General features: G+C 39.5%; 11 protein-coding genes. All 11 read left to right on the forward strand.

The genetic code is table 11. From position 1 onward, the window contains the following. Positions 1-371 precede the first annotated feature (371 nt). The 11 genes from QMA12_RS04975 to QMA12_RS05025 all read left to right on the forward strand — a co-directional run bounded on the left by QMA12_RS04975 (position 372) and on the right by QMA12_RS05025 (position 16,427). The gene (locus QMA12_RS04975) at positions 372-1,733 is read left to right on the forward strand and encodes a TolC family protein (RefSeq protein ID WP_290208948.1); all 1,362 of its coding nucleotides are present in this window, start codon (positions 372-374) and stop codon (positions 1,731-1,733) included. Continuing rightward, positions 1,730-2,872 (forward strand): efflux RND transporter periplasmic adaptor subunit, encoded by a 1,143-nt coding sequence (locus QMA12_RS04980; RefSeq protein WP_290208949.1) that lies wholly within the window; start codon positions 1,730-1,732, stop codon positions 2,870-2,872. The genes QMA12_RS04975 and QMA12_RS04980 overlap by 4 nt, the downstream gene beginning before the upstream one ends. Continuing rightward, positions 2,872-6,057: an efflux RND transporter permease subunit gene (locus QMA12_RS04985; RefSeq protein WP_290208950.1), complete on the forward strand. Its 3,186-nt coding sequence runs from the start codon at positions 2,872-2,874 to the stop codon at positions 6,055-6,057. The genes QMA12_RS04980 and QMA12_RS04985 overlap by 1 nt, the downstream gene beginning before the upstream one ends. After that, a complete protein-coding gene (locus tag QMA12_RS04990) occupies positions 6,057-6,737 on the forward strand; it encodes a response regulator transcription factor (protein ID WP_290208951.1) in 681 nt (226 codons plus the stop codon). The genes QMA12_RS04985 and QMA12_RS04990 overlap by 1 nt, the downstream gene beginning before the upstream one ends. Further along, the gene (locus tag QMA12_RS04995; RefSeq protein WP_290208953.1) at positions 6,737-8,032 is read left to right on the forward strand and encodes a HAMP domain-containing sensor histidine kinase; all 1,296 of its coding nucleotides are present in this window, start codon (positions 6,737-6,739) and stop codon (positions 8,030-8,032) included. Before QMA12_RS04990 ends, QMA12_RS04995 begins: the two co-directional genes overlap by 1 nt. A gap of 260 nt (positions 8,033-8,292) precedes the next feature. Next, the gene (locus QMA12_RS05000; protein WP_087533711.1) at positions 8,293-8,556 is read left to right on the forward strand and encodes a hypothetical protein; all 264 of its coding nucleotides are present in this window, start codon (positions 8,293-8,295) and stop codon (positions 8,554-8,556) included. A gap of 163 nt (positions 8,557-8,719) precedes the next feature. Beyond that, positions 8,720-10,657, forward strand: coding sequence for a TonB-dependent receptor (locus QMA12_RS05005; protein ID WP_290208954.1), 1,938 nt, complete (start codon positions 8,720-8,722; stop codon positions 10,655-10,657). Positions 10,658-10,684: 27 nt separating this feature from the next. Continuing rightward, positions 10,685-12,421 (forward strand): cache domain-containing protein, encoded by a 1,737-nt coding sequence (locus QMA12_RS05010; protein WP_290208955.1) that lies wholly within the window; start codon positions 10,685-10,687, stop codon positions 12,419-12,421. Further along, a complete protein-coding gene (locus tag QMA12_RS05015) occupies positions 12,418-13,782 on the forward strand; it encodes a sigma-54 dependent transcriptional regulator (RefSeq protein WP_087533708.1) in 1,365 nt (454 codons plus the stop codon). Before QMA12_RS05010 ends, QMA12_RS05015 begins: the two co-directional genes overlap by 4 nt. 196 nt (positions 13,783-13,978) lie before the next feature. After that, the gene (locus QMA12_RS05020) at positions 13,979-14,944 is read left to right on the forward strand and encodes a porin (protein WP_290208957.1); all 966 of its coding nucleotides are present in this window, start codon (positions 13,979-13,981) and stop codon (positions 14,942-14,944) included. Positions 14,945-14,954: 10 nt separating this feature from the next. Then, positions 14,955-16,427, forward strand: a complete 1,473-nt coding sequence (locus tag QMA12_RS05025) for an SLC13 family permease (protein WP_087533706.1) — start codon at positions 14,955-14,957, stop codon at positions 16,425-16,427. The last annotated feature ends 20 nt before the right edge of the window (positions 16,428-16,447 follow it).

The following is a 16,447-nucleotide window of genomic DNA, read 5'->3' on the forward strand; positions in this document are numbered from 1 at the left end:
GCTTATCTATGCTGATACTTTAGCGCAACTAACTGGCATTAATACCGTTGTATAAATTAGCATATTGACGCTTATGCATATTAAATAAATAGGCACGAACTTGTTATTTCCCTTCGCCAAATCCGGTTAACTACATTTTTATCAATTGCTTAATCCGAACTTAAAATCGGAGTAACCTGATTTGGTATTGCACTGTGTACAGTTGGCTGCTGATATTTTGGCAGCTGTGGTTCACTTGGTGTTTTAAATAAATCAGAGAAAAAAGTAATTGCTTGAGTGTTTTTTATCCAACGAAAAATTGCAGCTTTTAACCCTGTCTTAACCCCTAAGTAGATAGACTATTAATATTGAGGTAATTTAGGCATAGTTAAATGGATTCATTTATAAACCGCTCTTCTATAATATTGCTCGCATTAAGCTGTACGCTTACGGCGTGTAGTAATCAGCCAAATTATGAAGGCATAAGCACCGAGTCATCTTTGCTGCAACATTCAAATTGGCGATACACACAAGATGATGCAAAGCAGGTTAGTTATATTACTGACTTGGTCAATATAACGGGATTAAACCAGCTTATAGAGCAAGCTACTGCTAGCAACCCTTCATTTAATCAAGTGCTAGTTGCATTAAAACTCGCTTATGCACAGCGAGAAGTTACATCTGCTAGCCATTGGTTTAGTATTGATGCTGATTTTGATGCGTCGCGCAGTGAAACATTAGGAACTCAATATAGCTCTGCATTGAATGTGAGTTGGGAAGCAGATATATGGCTAAAAGTAGCCGATAAAGTAGCTGCAGAAGATATGGCTATTGCGAGCTCTCAAGCAACCTATCAAAGTGCTAAAGACACACTCATTGCTAGTATTATTCGTACTTACTTAAATATAATTTTGCAGCAAGATCTGCTTGATATAGAGCAACAACGATTAGTAGTGTTACAAAACAATGAACAAAGTATTATTGAACGCTACCAATATGGGTTAGGTGATTTAGAAGCACTTGATACAGCGCGGTCAAATACAGCATCAACCCGTGCAACGGTTGCGCAGTATCAAGAACAAATTGCACAAGCAAAGCGGGCGTTAGAGTTACTTGTTGGTGTTGATAAACTTGAAAATTTACCTACTACTACATCATTTCCTGAGGTGATTGAGCCATTAAGTGCATTGCCAGAGCAAGATTTAGCAAGGCGTCCAGACTTACAAAGTGCTTATTACAATATTCAACAGAAGCACTTTTTAGTTGATGTATCCTACAAAGATTTATTACCAAGCATTACGCTTTCAGCTTCATTAACTGATTTAGCAACCACACCAAGCCAAGCGCTATTAAGCAGCCCTGTATGGAGTTTATTAGGTGGTTTAAGTGCGCCCATTTTCCAAGGAGGAGCACTGCGTGCACAAGTCGATGTTGCTAAATTAAATGCTGAACAAGCATATTGGGAATATCAGGATACGCTTTTGAGTGCAGTAAACGAAGTCGAAAACGCACTCGGGCAGGAACAATCATTAACCAAACAACAAGTTCAAATTAGTAACGCGCTTGCCAGTGCTAAACGAAGTTTCAGTAACTACCAAAGTAAATATCAACAAGGCCTAGTGGATATACTGGACTTGCTCACAGTACAACAGCAAGTTTACGACTTACAAGCGCAGCTTAGCCAAATAAATTACACCCTTTTAACTAACCGTATAGATTTAGGCCTTGCTTTGGGTCTTGGAGTATCGTCATGAAAATTACCCCTGCACCTATTGTTACCATAGTAGCTATCGCACTGATAGGACTTGCCATTGCTTACAACGGTAAAAAAATGGCTGAGCAAGTAAACGCGCCAACTCCAGAGCCAGCACAATCTATAGCGCCTAATGTATCGGTAATTAATGCAATACCGGGAAATTACCAAGCTTATGTGAGTAGTCACGGTGAAGCTAGAGCCCATTGGACGTTAACATTAAAAGCCCAAGTAAAAGGTGAGGTAATGGCCATGAGTGATCAGTTTGCAACGGGGTACAGGGTTAACAAAAATCAAATACTGGCACAAATTGATAATTCAGAATATTTACAAGCTGTATCAAGTGCTAAAGCCACACTGGCTGATGCAAAGCTTGCTTTACAGGAGGAGAAAGACCTAGGTAGTCAAGCAAAGCGTGAATGGCAACGTTCGGGCGTAACGCAAGCACCAAGTTCTCCCTTGGTGTTTAGGACACTACAGCTGGAAGCAGCGCAAGCTACGAGCGATGATGCCCTATATGCACTTAAAACCGCACAGCGTGATGAAGATAACACACGCATCAGTGCTCCTTTTGATGCGGTGATTTTAACGCGAGATATTGACCTTGGTACGTACGTCAGTGTAGGCGATACGCTAGCAACATTAAACAGTACAGACAAAGTCGAAGTGTCTGTTCCGCTATCATTAAGTCAATGGCAAAATCTGGCAAATGATAAAACAAATGAAGTGACCTTGAAGGATGTAACTACGCACACAACGTGGAGTGGTTATATAGACCGTTTTGAGCAGCATTTAGATGATGGCTCACGCCAACGCAGCGTTGTGGTTGCCCTTGATAAGCCTTTTGATCAAGCTACGCCGTTACTCCCTGGCACTTTTTTAGCGGTTGAGATACCGGGAAAACAGCTAACTAATGTACTCAAACTGCCAGCTTCAGCGCTGTCTCAAGATGGTTTGATCTGGTATCTGAATGAGCAAAATCACCTTGTAAGTACGCAAGCCAATCTGCTATTCGAGCGCGGTGAATATGTATATATCTCACCCATAACTAATCACGGTCACGTAAAAATTGTCGCCAGACCTTTAGTGAGTTATTTAAATGATATGCGTGTCACTCCCATTGTTGAGGAGATCCAATAATGAGCGTACAGCCCACATCACAACAGCCTAATAGCAACAGCCCATTGCACGGTATAATTAGCTGGTTTGCCAATAATTCAGTTGCCGCCAATTTATTACTTATTAGTGTCATTGTCATGGGTATTATGTCATTGACTACTTTACGAAAAGAGGCGTTTCCAAGCTTAGAACCAGACACCATTTCGGTATCTGTCGTTTATGATAGTGGCGACGCACTTCAGGCCGAAGAGGGTATTGCATTAAAAATAGAGGAAGCTCTAGAAACTGTACCTGGAATTAAACGTATTACCTCCACTTCGAATGCAAGTGGTAGCCATGTCAGCATAGAGAAAAAAACAGATTACTCGCTTGATGAGTTACTTACAGATGTAAAGAATCAAGTTGATGCGATTAATAACTTTCCAGTTGATGCTGAACAACCCGTCATAGACAAAGCACGTAGACAAGATCATGCATTATCAATACACCTTTATGGTGATACAGATCGTCACACTTTGCAAAACCTAGGCGAACAACTGAAAGCTGATTTATTAGCTAAATCGGGTATTAGCGATGTTGAGCAATCGGGCGTGTTAGATCCTATGATGTCGGTTGAAATTGACGAAGGAAAATTACAAGCGTACGGCTTAACACTCAGTGATATTAGCGAAGTGATCAATAATGAATCATCCAGCCCGTTATCAACAAGCTTACGCGATAGTAATAAAATCATGCGCTTAAAAGCTGCTGAACAAGCTTATTGGCAGCGTGATTTTGCAGATATCGTATTGCTAACAACCGCAACGGGAACACAAATTACCTTAGGTGATGTTGCAACAGTTACCGACACTTTCGCCGAAGATACCAACTCGCTAAGCCGTTATAATCAACAAAATGCCGTTGGTATTGAGATACTAATGGATGAAAACTCAGATATAACCAGTATCGTTGAGCAGGCACACAGTGTTATCGATACCTGGCACGAGCGTGGTTTACTGCCACAAAACGTGGAACTTGAAAGCTGGAATGACAAAAGCACCATGATCACCGAGCGCTTGTCTTTACTTACCAAAAATGCTGCAACAGGTATAATTATGGTGTTTGTTATATTAGCCATATTCTTAAATGTACGTGTTGCACTGTGGGTTGCGGGTGGTTTGCCATTTGTATTTTTTGGCACACTTTATTTTATGACCGACGGCTACACAGCACTAACCATTAATGAAATGACTACGTTTGGTTTTATTATGGCGCTGGGTATTGTTGTTGATGATGCAGTCGTCGTCGGAGAGAGTATTTATACCACCCGCAAAAGTGATGGCGATACACTTCACAATACAATTGCCGGTACGATGAAGGTCGCTGTACCAACGATATTTGGTGTATTAACCACCGTTGCTGCGTTTGTTGCTTTATCCAATGTATCTGGCAACCTTGGCAAAATTTACTCACAATTTGCTACAGTCGTCACTATTTGTTTATTACTTTCAGTTGTTGAATCAAAGCTTATTTTACCGTCGCACTTGGCCCATATAAACACAAAACGTCAATTAAAATCTGGTTTAAGCGGCCTCTGGTCAAAAGTACAACATGGGGCTGACAACGGTTTGAATTGGTTTAGTGATAACGTATATCGTCGTGTCATCGAGTATTCACTTCGTTTTAGGTATGCCATTGTTGCTGCATTTGTCGCCTTTTTTATATTAGTTATAGGCATGCCAATGACTGGAGCTGTTAAAGTTGGTTTTTTCCCGAGTATTGCAGAGGATACAGTTACAGCTGAGTTGGTGATGCAAAATGATGCAGCCTTTGGTCAAACTAATTCAAATTTATTAGCGCTTGAGCAAAGTGCATTGCAAGCACAGCAAAACTTGATGACTCAATTTGATTCTCAAAACAGTGAAATTACCAGCTTACAAGTGGTTAGTAGTAGCGATATCAGTGGTACGGTCACTATAGAGTTATTAAGTGAAGGTGTGTTTACTGCCACTGAGTTTGCACAAGAATGGCAACGTCTGGCAGGCGTCCCTGAAGGCAGTAAAAAATTACAGGTATTAGCAACTCGCAAAATGGTAGATAACTTTAAAGTTGAGCTAAAGGCGTGGGATGATGAAACAGTGATGGCTGCGGGCGCATTATTTAAAAAGCGGCTACAAAATACTGCGGGTGTTAACGGCATTGATGATAATTTAAACCCTGGGCAGCCCCAGCTGAAATTTGCCCTAAACGCACAGGGTCGTGCACTAGGCATGGATACAGCCAGTTTATCACAGCAAGTGTTACAAGCATTTGGTGGTGCAATTGTACAACGTTATCAACGAGACAAAGACGAAGTAAAAGTGCGCGTACGCTACCCTGAAAATGCCCGTAAAACTCCCGCGGATATTATGCAGTCGCGTATTCGCTTACCTGACGGCACAGTGGTTCCTCTGGTTAATATTGCAACAATAAGCAGTGAATATCAGCAAGATGAAATCACTCGCATTGATGGGCTGCGTGCTATCTATTTAGGTGCACAGGTAGATAAAAATGTTATTGCACCTAATGAATTAGTGGACGCCTTAAATCGTGATTTAGTGCCCGAGCTTACAAAGCAGTTCCCTAATTTAAGTATTCATTTTGCAGGAGAAGCAGAAGAGCAAGACGAGACGACCAGCTCTATGAGTAGTATGTTTATTGCTGCCTTATTGGTCATCTATGTTTTGCTAGCTATTCCGCTTAAATCGTATATTCAACCGGTGCTGATAATGGTAGCTATACCATTTGGTATTGTGGGCGCTATTTTAGGGCACTGGTGGAATGATTTAACCATTAGCATATTGTCTTTAAATGGTATTTTGGCGCTCAGTGGGGTGGTAGTAAATGATAGCCTATTACTTGTTTCTCGCTTTAATGAGTTGGTTAAAGATGAAGGTATGAGCACCCATGATGCCATTATTGAGTCGTGTACTAGTCGGTTACGAGCGGTTATGCTTACTTCAATTACAACGTACGCAGGCTTAGTACCACTATTAAGCGAAACATCCATACAAGCACAATTTTTAATTCCCGCTGCAGCGTCGTTAGGCTATGGTATTTTGTTTGCTACAGTGATCACGTTAATATTAATACCCGCATTACTAATGATTCAAATAGATATTAAACGCTTATTGGTCACTATGTTAAACTTTTTTACAGGCAATAAGACTCAAGGAACCACAGCTTAATGATAAACGTGCTACTAGTTGAAGACGACATTGATCTGGCAACAACGATTATCGATTACCTCGATATAGAAGATATTGAATGTGATCATGCAAGTAATGGGTTGCTAGGGTTAAATTTAATACAGAATAATCACTATCAAATGATTATTTTAGATGTCAATATGCCAAAAATGAACGGGTTAACATTATGTAAGCGTTTACGTGAGCTAGGTATAGATACACCTATATTAATGCTTACTGCACGGGACAGCCTCGATAACAAACTAGAAGGCTTTGCCGCGGGCAGTGATGATTACCTCGTTAAACCTTTTGCCATGAAAGAGCTTGTAGCACGGGTACAGGTATTAGCAAAGCGTAAAAGTGGTGAGGCCAAACGCCTCATCAGTGCAAATTTAACTGTCGACCTGACTACGCGAAGTGCAAATGTTGGTGACCATGAGTTAAAGCTCTCCCCAATTACATTTAAGATTTTAGAAACCCTCATACGCAGTGCACCAAATGTTGTGACTAGGGCTGATATTATGCAAGCTGTATGGGGAGAAGATCAGCCTGATAGTAATAGCTTAAAAGTGCACATACATCATTTACGTAAACAGCTTGAAGGTGCGGAAAACCAAATTAAGCTTGAAACGGTGCCGAGTATTGGTTTTGCCTTAAAGCAGGTGCAAGGAAACGTGTAATGAAAATAAGGCTGAGTCTGCGAATATATTTTATCGCAAGTATGGTTGTGTTGAGCTCGATTATGGCAATAGGGTTTTCATTACTGAGTGTCAGTTATTTTGTTGACGGCCTAGACAAAGGGATCAACGCAGTAATGTACCAGCTAGCAGACACAGCTGATGTTAAAGATGGACAGCCTCAAGATATGGTCGGTTTTAATGTTGCAAGTCGTTGGCAAGACATGCCAGCGATAATACAGCAGCGCTTTGAAATACCAACAGAAGTTGGTGTACTACAAAAAACAAAAGATTACACATCTATGTTTACCATACCAACCAACCTGTACTTTGTGATTTATTTCCCTAACTCGCAAGGTGAGCCACGGTATATATCTCGTATTATGCTTGAAGAAGACAGAACCAAACCTAAGTTGGTAACTAATTCTGAACCTGAACAGCGTTTAGTGTGGGTTTTATTAACAGGCATTACTGCTATCGGATTATTTACCTTTTCCTTGTTTATGGTAATAAAAAATATAGCAAAACCCATTGAATCGCTAAAAAACTGGGCTAAGTCACTCAATCAAAATAACTTACAACAGTCGCCGCCTGATTTCACCTATAACGAACTAAATACATTAGCAGGGCTGGTCCGTGATAGTCTACTTTCGGCCCATGATAGTTTAGAGCGAGAACAACGCTTTTTGAGTTATGCAAGCCATGAGTTACGAACACCGATATCGGTCATACGTAGTAATGTTGAATTGCTGAATCGACTTGCTGAAAAAGCGCCTTTAAATGAAAAGCAACAACATACCTTACAGCGGATTGAGCGGGCAGGTTTAACAATGAGCGATTTAACCGACACGTTACTTTGGCTCAGTCGCGATGATGAACAGCAAAGCGCTGACGAACCTATCAATCTTTATGACAAAATAGTCACTTTAAGTCATGAGCTTAATTATTTACTCAATGCAAAAAAAGTAAAAGTAGGGATCAGCAGTGATTCACAAACTAACGTCATTAACACTGAAGCGACGGCATGTCACATTGTGCTCACTAACTTAATGCGAAATGCGTATCAACACACTCAAAACGGTGAAGTCACCATTGAACTCCAAGGTAGTCGCGTCACAATTATTAACATTAATCAGCTAGAGAGTGAACAACAACACATCGCTCATGATACCCAGAAAATAAGTATAGGTTATGGGCTAGGTTTACAGTTAAGTGAAAAAATAATTAAACGCCACGGGTGGCTATATGAAATCAATGATATGCCTGGCAGATATGAAGTCGTAGTAGATTTTAATTAGTACAGCCATCTTTATGGTATTAAACGCGCGCCGCAATTGTTACTTGTGCTTATTAACAATCTAGTTGTCATCGACTTTAAATATAAGTGAGCTTTGCTACCTATTTTCACGTTAGCTAATAGTAGCGGACATATATCCTGTGATGTTCAAAGAAGTTTGTTAAGATCGCTCGGTTTGCTGTTTCAATGAATGAAAACAACCCTCCCCATGGAATGGGCCAGTAGTGTGGGTGATTATCGTAATGGACAAGGGAACCCCTCGTGATTGCACTTTTATTTGATATTATTGGTATGACAGGTACTTTTTTAGTCGTTGGCGCGTTTTTTATGCTACAACTTGGTAAAGCAACACCTACTGGCTTGCTTTATAATATGATGAACCTTTCAGGCGCTATTTTATTGCTTATAAGTCTTTGTTATAACTTTAATTTAGCAAGTTTTGTTATTGAAATATTTTGGATCGCAGCTTCTTTAATTGGCTTGTATAAATATATTAAAGCGAAACGCACTACAGTTACTGCCTAAGTAAATGTAAATAGTTAGAAAAAAACCTCACGCCGCCGTGCATTTGTATTATTATTGTTAATAGTAGTTTGTGTAAACAATCTAATAAATTCAATATAAATCCTAGGTGTAATGCGGCGTAATGACTCTAAAGCATTCTTTTTGTATCCTTTTCTGTTTTCACATGGCTTCCTTATTTGCAACTGAGTCAAATGAATTATTCACTATGCAACTTGAAGACTTACTAGAAGTAAAAGTGGATATTGCATCGAAAACACCAGAAACAGTTGCATCAGCTCCTTCTACAATCACAATATTTAATGAAAAATCCATTCAATTATTAGGGGTTGAAAGTGCCTACGAATTAATGAATTTTGTGCCCGGTATGCAGTCTACCCGAGGCGATTGGGTTGGTGCTGTACCAAAAGATCATGCCCGAGGTGTTTATTTAGATAGCGGCAATATATTAGTGATGATTAACGGTGAGCGAATTAATGAGTCATCCTTTGGTAAAGCATCTGTGTATATGCCGTTTATCCCAATTGAAGTCATCGATAAGGTTGAGTTTATTCGTGGCCCTGGCTCTGCTTTATATGGCAGTAATGCATTTCTCGGTGTAATGAATATAATTACTAAACACACAAATAATGATGTTGCCACAATGATTGGTACTCACGGTAAGTATGGTGTTTCGGCCAGTGTATCTAAGCAACTTACCGATGATCTAATGGGTTTTGCGTCAATTGCGATAAACCAAAAAGAGGGAGAAAAGTACCCGCAAGGTGTAAAAGACCCGCTGCAATCAGTGTATTTTGAATTTGGTCGTGATATAGCTGAATTAGAGTTAAGAGGTCGCTATAATCAAGTTGAACTCGATGAGTTTATTAACTTAGCTGGCTACTCGAAACAAAACCAGCACAACAGTGAAAATAGTTTTGTGTCACTTGCTTATAGCGTGATAAAAAATGCGACGACAGAACTTGCCACAAAAATAGCTTATTCAGATCACAAAATAGCCAGTGCAGGATTGATCTTAGCGGGTGCGAATAACCCTAAGGCAAGTGAAGACTTTTTATTAGGACCTGATTGGCAAACCACTGATTTCAATATAGACATTGATTATAGCCATCACTTTAATAATGATTGGGTGATAAATGCGGGCTATGAATATGCAAATTCAAAACAAATTTCAGCAGATGTCCGCACTAATTATTTTGACCAAGCGAGCGGTGAAATAATCGTTGAACAATCCTATTATTTAGGGGCTATAACGACGATTAAAGGCTATGCAGCATTTAAAAACCTTAAAGCTACGTTTGAAACACACAGTTTATATACACAATTAAAACTACCTTTATCACATCAATTAACATTATTTGTGGGGGGGCGCTATGATGACGTTAAAAACATCGATAGTAAACTTTCTCCTAGAATAGCTGCTATTTACCAACCAAGTTTAGCTAATACAGTTAAATTACAATATGGGGAATCATTTAGAACGCCGGTAACGAACGAGTTGTATTCCAATGATGATGTAACCGTAGGTAATACAAATTTACAATCAGAATATGTAAAAACAACTGAGTTAGTTTGGCGTTATCAGGTAGAAAATTGGTATTTTAATACGGTGTTTTTTCATAACCAACTTAATGATTTTATTATCACAGTTCCTCATGCATCTAACACAAATATGTTTACCTTTGAAAATCAGTTAAATGATACCAACCCTGGGATTGAATTAGATAGCCAGTGGCAAGTTGCACCCGATTTTTCATTAACTGGCACTTATACGCAGTACTTTGATCCACCAATGAATCCAACCTTTAAACGTTTTGCAACCCTTGTGGCGAGCTTTGATATGAAGCCAATGATGGTTAGTGTTAATACGATATGGCGTGATGAGGTTAACGTTACAGGGCATGATATATCTAAATTTTCACAGCCAAGTTACTTATTAATTGGTGCAGTGGCAAGCTATGAACTAACTGAGCAAAGTGATATATCCTTAAAAATTCATAACCTTTTTGATAAATACTATGATAGTTTTGATCCTAGATTGGCTGATGGTGCTGTCGCTGGAGTATCGAGAGAAATATCGTTACACTACCAGCTAAAATTTTAAGTTCTTCTCTTGCAAGCTAGGTAAATAATGCAAGCTCTATTAAAACGAAATGCAGTTTGCTTTGCAGTACTTCTGGTATTATTACTCAGTGCTTATTACTTTGGTCGTCATTACGACCTGTCTAAAAGTCAAAACCAAGCTGAGCAACAAGTTCAGCAATTGAGTCATTACTTAAAAGCCGAGTTAACTCGTTTTGCTTCAATTCCACATTTTATAAGTGATAATCAGCTGCTTAGTCAGTTTATTGAAAATAGCGATCTATCAAACAATGCAATAAATAGTTATTTAGTAGATATTCAGCAAGCAAGTGGTGCATCTGACGCTTATGTGCTTGATACTAATGGAGATGTCATAGCATCTAGTAATTGGTTATTGGATTACAGTTATGTCGGCAGTAACTTCGCGTTTCGTCCTTATTTTTATCAAGCCTTAGCGGGGCAGCCTCTGGCATATTTTGCCCTTGGCCAACGCTCCCAAGAGCGTGGTATTTACTTTTCAGAGCCTATCTATAATGGCAACCAAGTTATTGGCGTAGTCGTGTTGAAAATTAATGTATCTAAATTTGAAAATGATAGGCAATTGCTAAATACCTCTCAAACAAGTGATTTCTATTTGATGCTTGATGATGGTGTGATTGCTATGTCGAACCAGTCTAGTTGGCGCTTAAATACATTTCAGGAGTTAAGCGACACAGTCCTGCAAAAGCTGATTAAATCACGAAGGTATCTTGATCATAAGCCAAGTAATGTAAGCACTACAATAATTAACGTTCAAGGTATAAATTTATTAGACATAAAACAAAATACTACAACGAAGCAGTATGTGTTTGCTGATGCTAAAATTGGTCAATTGAATGGAAAAATATCAGTATTAGTTGATGTGACATCGGTGAGCTTAGAGCAGATACCTCGGTTAATCTGGCTGAGTTTGTTTTATGTTTTAGCGTTAATTATAAGTTACAGCTTAATGGCACGTTTTGCCGGATATAAAAAGCTTCTATTTTCTCGCCATAGCCTTGAGCAAGAAGTGATTGAGCGTACACAGGCCCTTGAAAAAGCGCAGCTTGCACTCATACAAACAGCTAAGCTGGCAACCATTGGGCAACTAAGTGCAGGAATTAATCATGAAATAAACCAACCCTTAAGTGCGATGAATACCTATTTAGTGAGTGCTAAAAGGCTCATTGCCAAGGGTAATATTAATGCTGCACAGGAGAACATTGTTATAGTACAAGGTTTAATTGACCGTGTTCACCAGATAGTTGGCCAACTAAAGCATTTTAGTAAACCAGCGCAAACTCAATTGCGCTCGATAAGTCTTGCTCAGCTATTAAAAAATGCCATGTTGATCGCAAGCGCACAATTAAAGCAAAATCAAGTAAAGGTAAAACCTATCCAGATTAATGATGAAGTTTGCGTCTGGGTTGATGGTATTAAGTTTGAACAGGTACTGGTGAATGTGATCACAAATGCAAGTCAAGCTATGGATAAGCAATCGGTTAAAGAACTAAGTTTTGAACTTGAACTTTTTGATGACCGAGTGAAGTTATCCATTTTAGATACTGGCCCAGGTATTGAACAACATGCTTTGAACTCCATTTTTGAGCCGTTTTATAGCACTAAATCAAGTAATGGCTTAGGCCTGGGCTTATCTATTTCAAAACAAATTATTCAGTCATTTGATGGCTGCTTAACTGCGCATAATAGGCCTAATGGTGGTGCTCAGTTTATTATAACGTTGGCCTCAGATAAGGGAGCTTTATGAGCGAATTAAATCAAGATTGTAACCATGTCATTGTAATTGACGATGAATTGATAATTCGAGATTCATTATCACAATTACTCTCGCTTGAAGGCTATAAAGTTCAATGTTTTAGTGATCCGATTAGTGCGCTTAGTAAATTAAATCGCCGTTTTAATGGTATTGTTTTGAGTGATATAAATATGCCAAAAATGGACGGCTTGGAATTGCTTGAACAAATAAAAGCTTTTGATAGTGAACTTCCCGTCATTTTTTTAACCGGTTTTGCTGATGTCTCAATTGCTGTTAAAGCAATGCAGTTAGGCGCATATGATTTATTTGAGAAACCACTTACTGAGCAGTTATTAGATTGTTTAGCCCGAGCATCTGATAAGCGTGCGTTAGTAATGGAAAATAGGGCATTAAAGCTAGCTGTTGAGAAAACATCTGCGCCCGGGGTGAGAATTTTAGGTGACACCCCGCAAATGCAGCATATGATGCACTTACTTAACACTGTTATTGATACCCCAGCAGATGTGATGATCGAAGGTGAAACCGGGACAGGTAAAGAACTTGTAGCGCGGTATCTACACGATCAGAGTACACGCTCTAATTGTAATTTTGTTGCAATAAACTGTGGGGCTGTGCCAGAGCAACTTATTGAGAGTGAGCTGTTTGGTGCAGTTAGTGGCGCTTACACAGGCGCTACCCAAAGTCGTCAAGGTAAATTTGAATTTGCCCAAGGTGGCACCGTATTTTTAGATGAAATAGAAAGTACACCAATGGCTTTGCAAATAAAGTTATTAAGGGTTCTGGAGGAGCGTAAAGTAACGCCTGTAGGAGAAAATAAACCGATTGATTTAGATGTGAGAATAGTCGCTGCTACTAAGGTTGACCTATTACATTTGGTTGAGCAAGGCGAATTTAGGGCTGATTTATATTATCGTTTAAACTTGGTGAAAGTGAGTATTCCAGCCCTTCGAGATAGAAAAGCCGACATTCCATTATTATTTAAACATTTTAGCTCAATCGCTGCGACTCGTTTTCATAAAGCCCCAGCACCTCTTAACTGCGAAGCACAACAATACTTAATGCAATATGATTGGCCTGGGAATGTTCGTGAGCTGAGAAACCAAGCCGAGCGTGCAGTATTACTTGGTGCTGAGCTTGCATTTGCAAAAACCAATAGACATCACAATGTCTTGCCTACTGATCTGAGTTTGGCTGAAAAAGTTAGTTTTTATGAGCAATCTTTAGTAGAAGAAGCCCTTGAACGTCACCAAGGCAGCATAAAAGATACAATGCAAACATTACAGCTCGCGCGCAAAACCCTCTATGACAAAATGAATAAGTACGGACTCAATAAAGAAATGTTTAAAGATTAATAAGCTTATAAATGGGTGGTTTTAGTGACAGGCGCTATAAAAAAATAGGTGTAAATCCACCCATTAATTTATCTTTCATTTTGTTTTTATTATTAAGTCATTGATAATTAGTTGGTTATTTTGATTGGTGCACATTGGCAGTAAAGTTGCCTTTATTGATTAGGAACAACATATTCTCCTAACAATAGGGCACACAATGATAACAAAATATAAACCCCATAAAACCGCGCTGACTATTTTTACAGCGCTGACTACTACAACAGCTACTCATCAAGCGTACGGCGCAGACTACGATATCTATGGTAAAGCTGAGGTGCAAATAGCTAAAACAGATACAGGTACTATGCGCTATGCGCAAGAAGGCACACAGATTGATGCACCTTTTTCTCGTATTGGTGTTAAAGGAAGTCACAAGCTGAGTGAATCACTCAGTGCAATTTTTAAATACGAGGTGCAGGTAAAGGGGTTTGAACACGATAATACCAGCGAACCTTTCAGCGCGCGTAATACATACTTGGGTTTGAGGGGGAGTTTTGGTCAAGTGGTTTTTGGCCGTAATGATACGCGATTTAAGTATTCTGAAGGTAAAGTAGATAACTTTAATGAGACTCAAGCTGATATTGCCCAGCTCTTACCAGGGCAAGATAGACTAGGTGACACGCTAACCTACACATCTAAATCTTTTTCGGGTGCACAACTATCTCTTACTTATGCACCTAAAGATGACAGTGCAAATAACGAAGCAGGGTATGCAGCTACAATAATTTATGGTGATCGCGGTTTAAAAAATAAAAATTACTATGTGGCTATCAGTCATGTTGATTCGCTCAATAATATTAATGCTACGCGTATAGCGGGTGTCATCAAGCAAGCGCAGTGGCAGTTTGGCGCAATCTATCAGCGCAGTGAATCACTTGATGGCAGTAAGTCGGGTAATGGCTATGTACTCAGTGCTAGTTACAAAATGGGTCAATGGGCACCAAAAGTACAGTTTGCTAGTGATGACTCGCAGTTGCGCCATGCTACTGATGGTAGTCAGTGTACTGGCGGTGTAGATTATGTATTTGATAAGCAAACAACCGCTTACTTGCTTTATACAAATTTAGACCTCGATCAACAAAGTGATAGCAGCCTTGCATTTGGCCTTAAGTATAAATTTTAGAGGATAAGTGATGAGTGTATTAACCAGTAATAATCAAAAGAAATCACCCCTCATGCAATACTTTATGCTATTGCTAGGACCGTGTGTTATGTTAATTACCTGCTTGGTAGATCCTCCAACAGGATTAAGTGTTGCTGCTTTTAGAGTCGCAGGATTGGCTTTTTGGATGGCTTCGTGGTGGGTCAGTGAGGTTGTGCCAATACCTGCAACAGCATTATTACCACTCGTGTTCTCGCCGCTTGCTGACATAGCAGCAATTAAAAGTGTCGCTGCACCCTATGCTCACCCATTAATATTTTTATTTTTAGGTGGTTTCTTAATTTCTATAGCGATGGAGCGCTGGGGTCTTCATAAGCGTATTGCGCTTAAGACAATGATGTATGCAGGCAGTAAACCTAGTTTACAAATTCTTGCCATGATGCTTGTAACTGCATTTTTATCGATGTGGATGTCTAATACGGCCACGGCAGTGATGATGCTACCTATAGCGTTATCAATTACGCATTTAGTACAAAAATCAAACCCTAATAATAATGGCTTTGGCAAAGCGTTACTATTGTCGATTGCCTATGGTGCGAGTATCGGAGGAATTGCGACGCTAATTGGAACTCCGCCGAATGCCTTGATGGCAGCGTATTTATCTGACAGTTATCAAATAGAGATTGGTTTTGCTCAGTGGATGAAAATAGGCGTACCGTTATCAATCACCATGTTATTAATTTGCTGGGTTTGGTTAACCAAATTTGCTTATAAAGTGGATAAGACCAAACTTGGTGCAGGAAAAGTTGATACTAAATCTTTATTTAGCAGGCAGTTAGTAGAACTTGGTCGAATTCAACGTGCTGAGAAAGGTGTGCTATGTGTATTTACGCTGGCTGCATTATGTTGGATTTTTAGACCTTTATTGGCTGATTTTACAGGCTTAAAAATATCAGATACCGGTATCGCTATTGCTGCAGCATTATTGCTATTTGTATTGCCTGCTAACAAAGGCAGTGACGAGCGAATTTTAGATTGGCAAAGCGCTGCCGGTGTGCCATGGGGCGTGTTGCTATTATTTGGTGGCGGCTTAACGTTAGCTGCACAAATAAAATCCTCTGGTTTGGCTGAATATATCGCACATATGATAGAGGGGGCGAGTACAATCCCGCTTGTATTGAGTATATTAGTCATTGCTACATTGATTACCTTTCTTACAGAAATAACCAGTAACACAGCTACTGCAGCAGGCTTTTTACCTTTACTGGGCCCTGTTGCTGAGTCCGTTACAGGCACTCCGTTAGTATGGGTTATTCCTGCGGCTATAGCGTGTAGTTGCGCGTTTATGATGCCGGTTGCAACACCACCGAATGCAATTGTATTCGGTTCAGGACAAATACAAATACGCGACATGATACGTTCTGGCTTTGTATTAAATATCATTGCAATTGTTTTTATTACTTTAGTCACTATGACCATTGCTGCATCAGTATTTGATTTTTAATCAATTAGTTACCCAACCAG

It is taken from the genome of Pseudoalteromonas sp. APC 3893, assembly GCF_030408095.1.
Classification (GTDB): Bacteria; Pseudomonadota; Gammaproteobacteria; order Enterobacterales; family Alteromonadaceae; genus Pseudoalteromonas.

Bases quoted from the DNA above. Each gene is read 5' to 3' on its own strand.
- QMA12_RS05010 (WP_290208955.1), top strand. From the start codon at position 10,685: ATGCAAGCTCTATTAAAACGAAATGCAGTTTGCTTTGCAGTACTTCTG.
- QMA12_RS05015 (WP_087533708.1), top strand. From the start codon at position 12,418: ATGAGCGAATTAAATCAAGATTGTAACCATGTCATTGTAATTGACGAT.
- QMA12_RS05020 (WP_290208957.1), top strand. From the start codon at position 13,979: ATGATAACAAAATATAAACCCCATAAAACCGCGCTGACTATTTTTACA.
- QMA12_RS04990 (WP_290208951.1), top strand. From the start codon at position 6,057: ATGATAAACGTGCTACTAGTTGAAGACGACATTGATCTGGCAACAACG.
- QMA12_RS04995 (WP_290208953.1), top strand. From the start codon at position 6,737: ATGAAAATAAGGCTGAGTCTGCGAATATATTTTATCGCAAGTATGGTT.
- QMA12_RS04985 (WP_290208950.1), top strand. From the start codon at position 2,872: ATGAGCGTACAGCCCACATCACAACAGCCTAATAGCAACAGCCCATTG.
- QMA12_RS04975 (WP_290208948.1), top strand. From the start codon at position 372: ATGGATTCATTTATAAACCGCTCTTCTATAATATTGCTCGCATTAAGC.
- QMA12_RS05025 (WP_087533706.1), top strand. From the start codon at position 14,955: ATGAGTGTATTAACCAGTAATAATCAAAAGAAATCACCCCTCATGCAA.
- QMA12_RS04980 (WP_290208949.1), top strand. From the start codon at position 1,730: ATGAAAATTACCCCTGCACCTATTGTTACCATAGTAGCTATCGCACTG.
- QMA12_RS05005 (WP_290208954.1), top strand. From the start codon at position 8,720: ATGGCTTCCTTATTTGCAACTGAGTCAAATGAATTATTCACTATGCAA.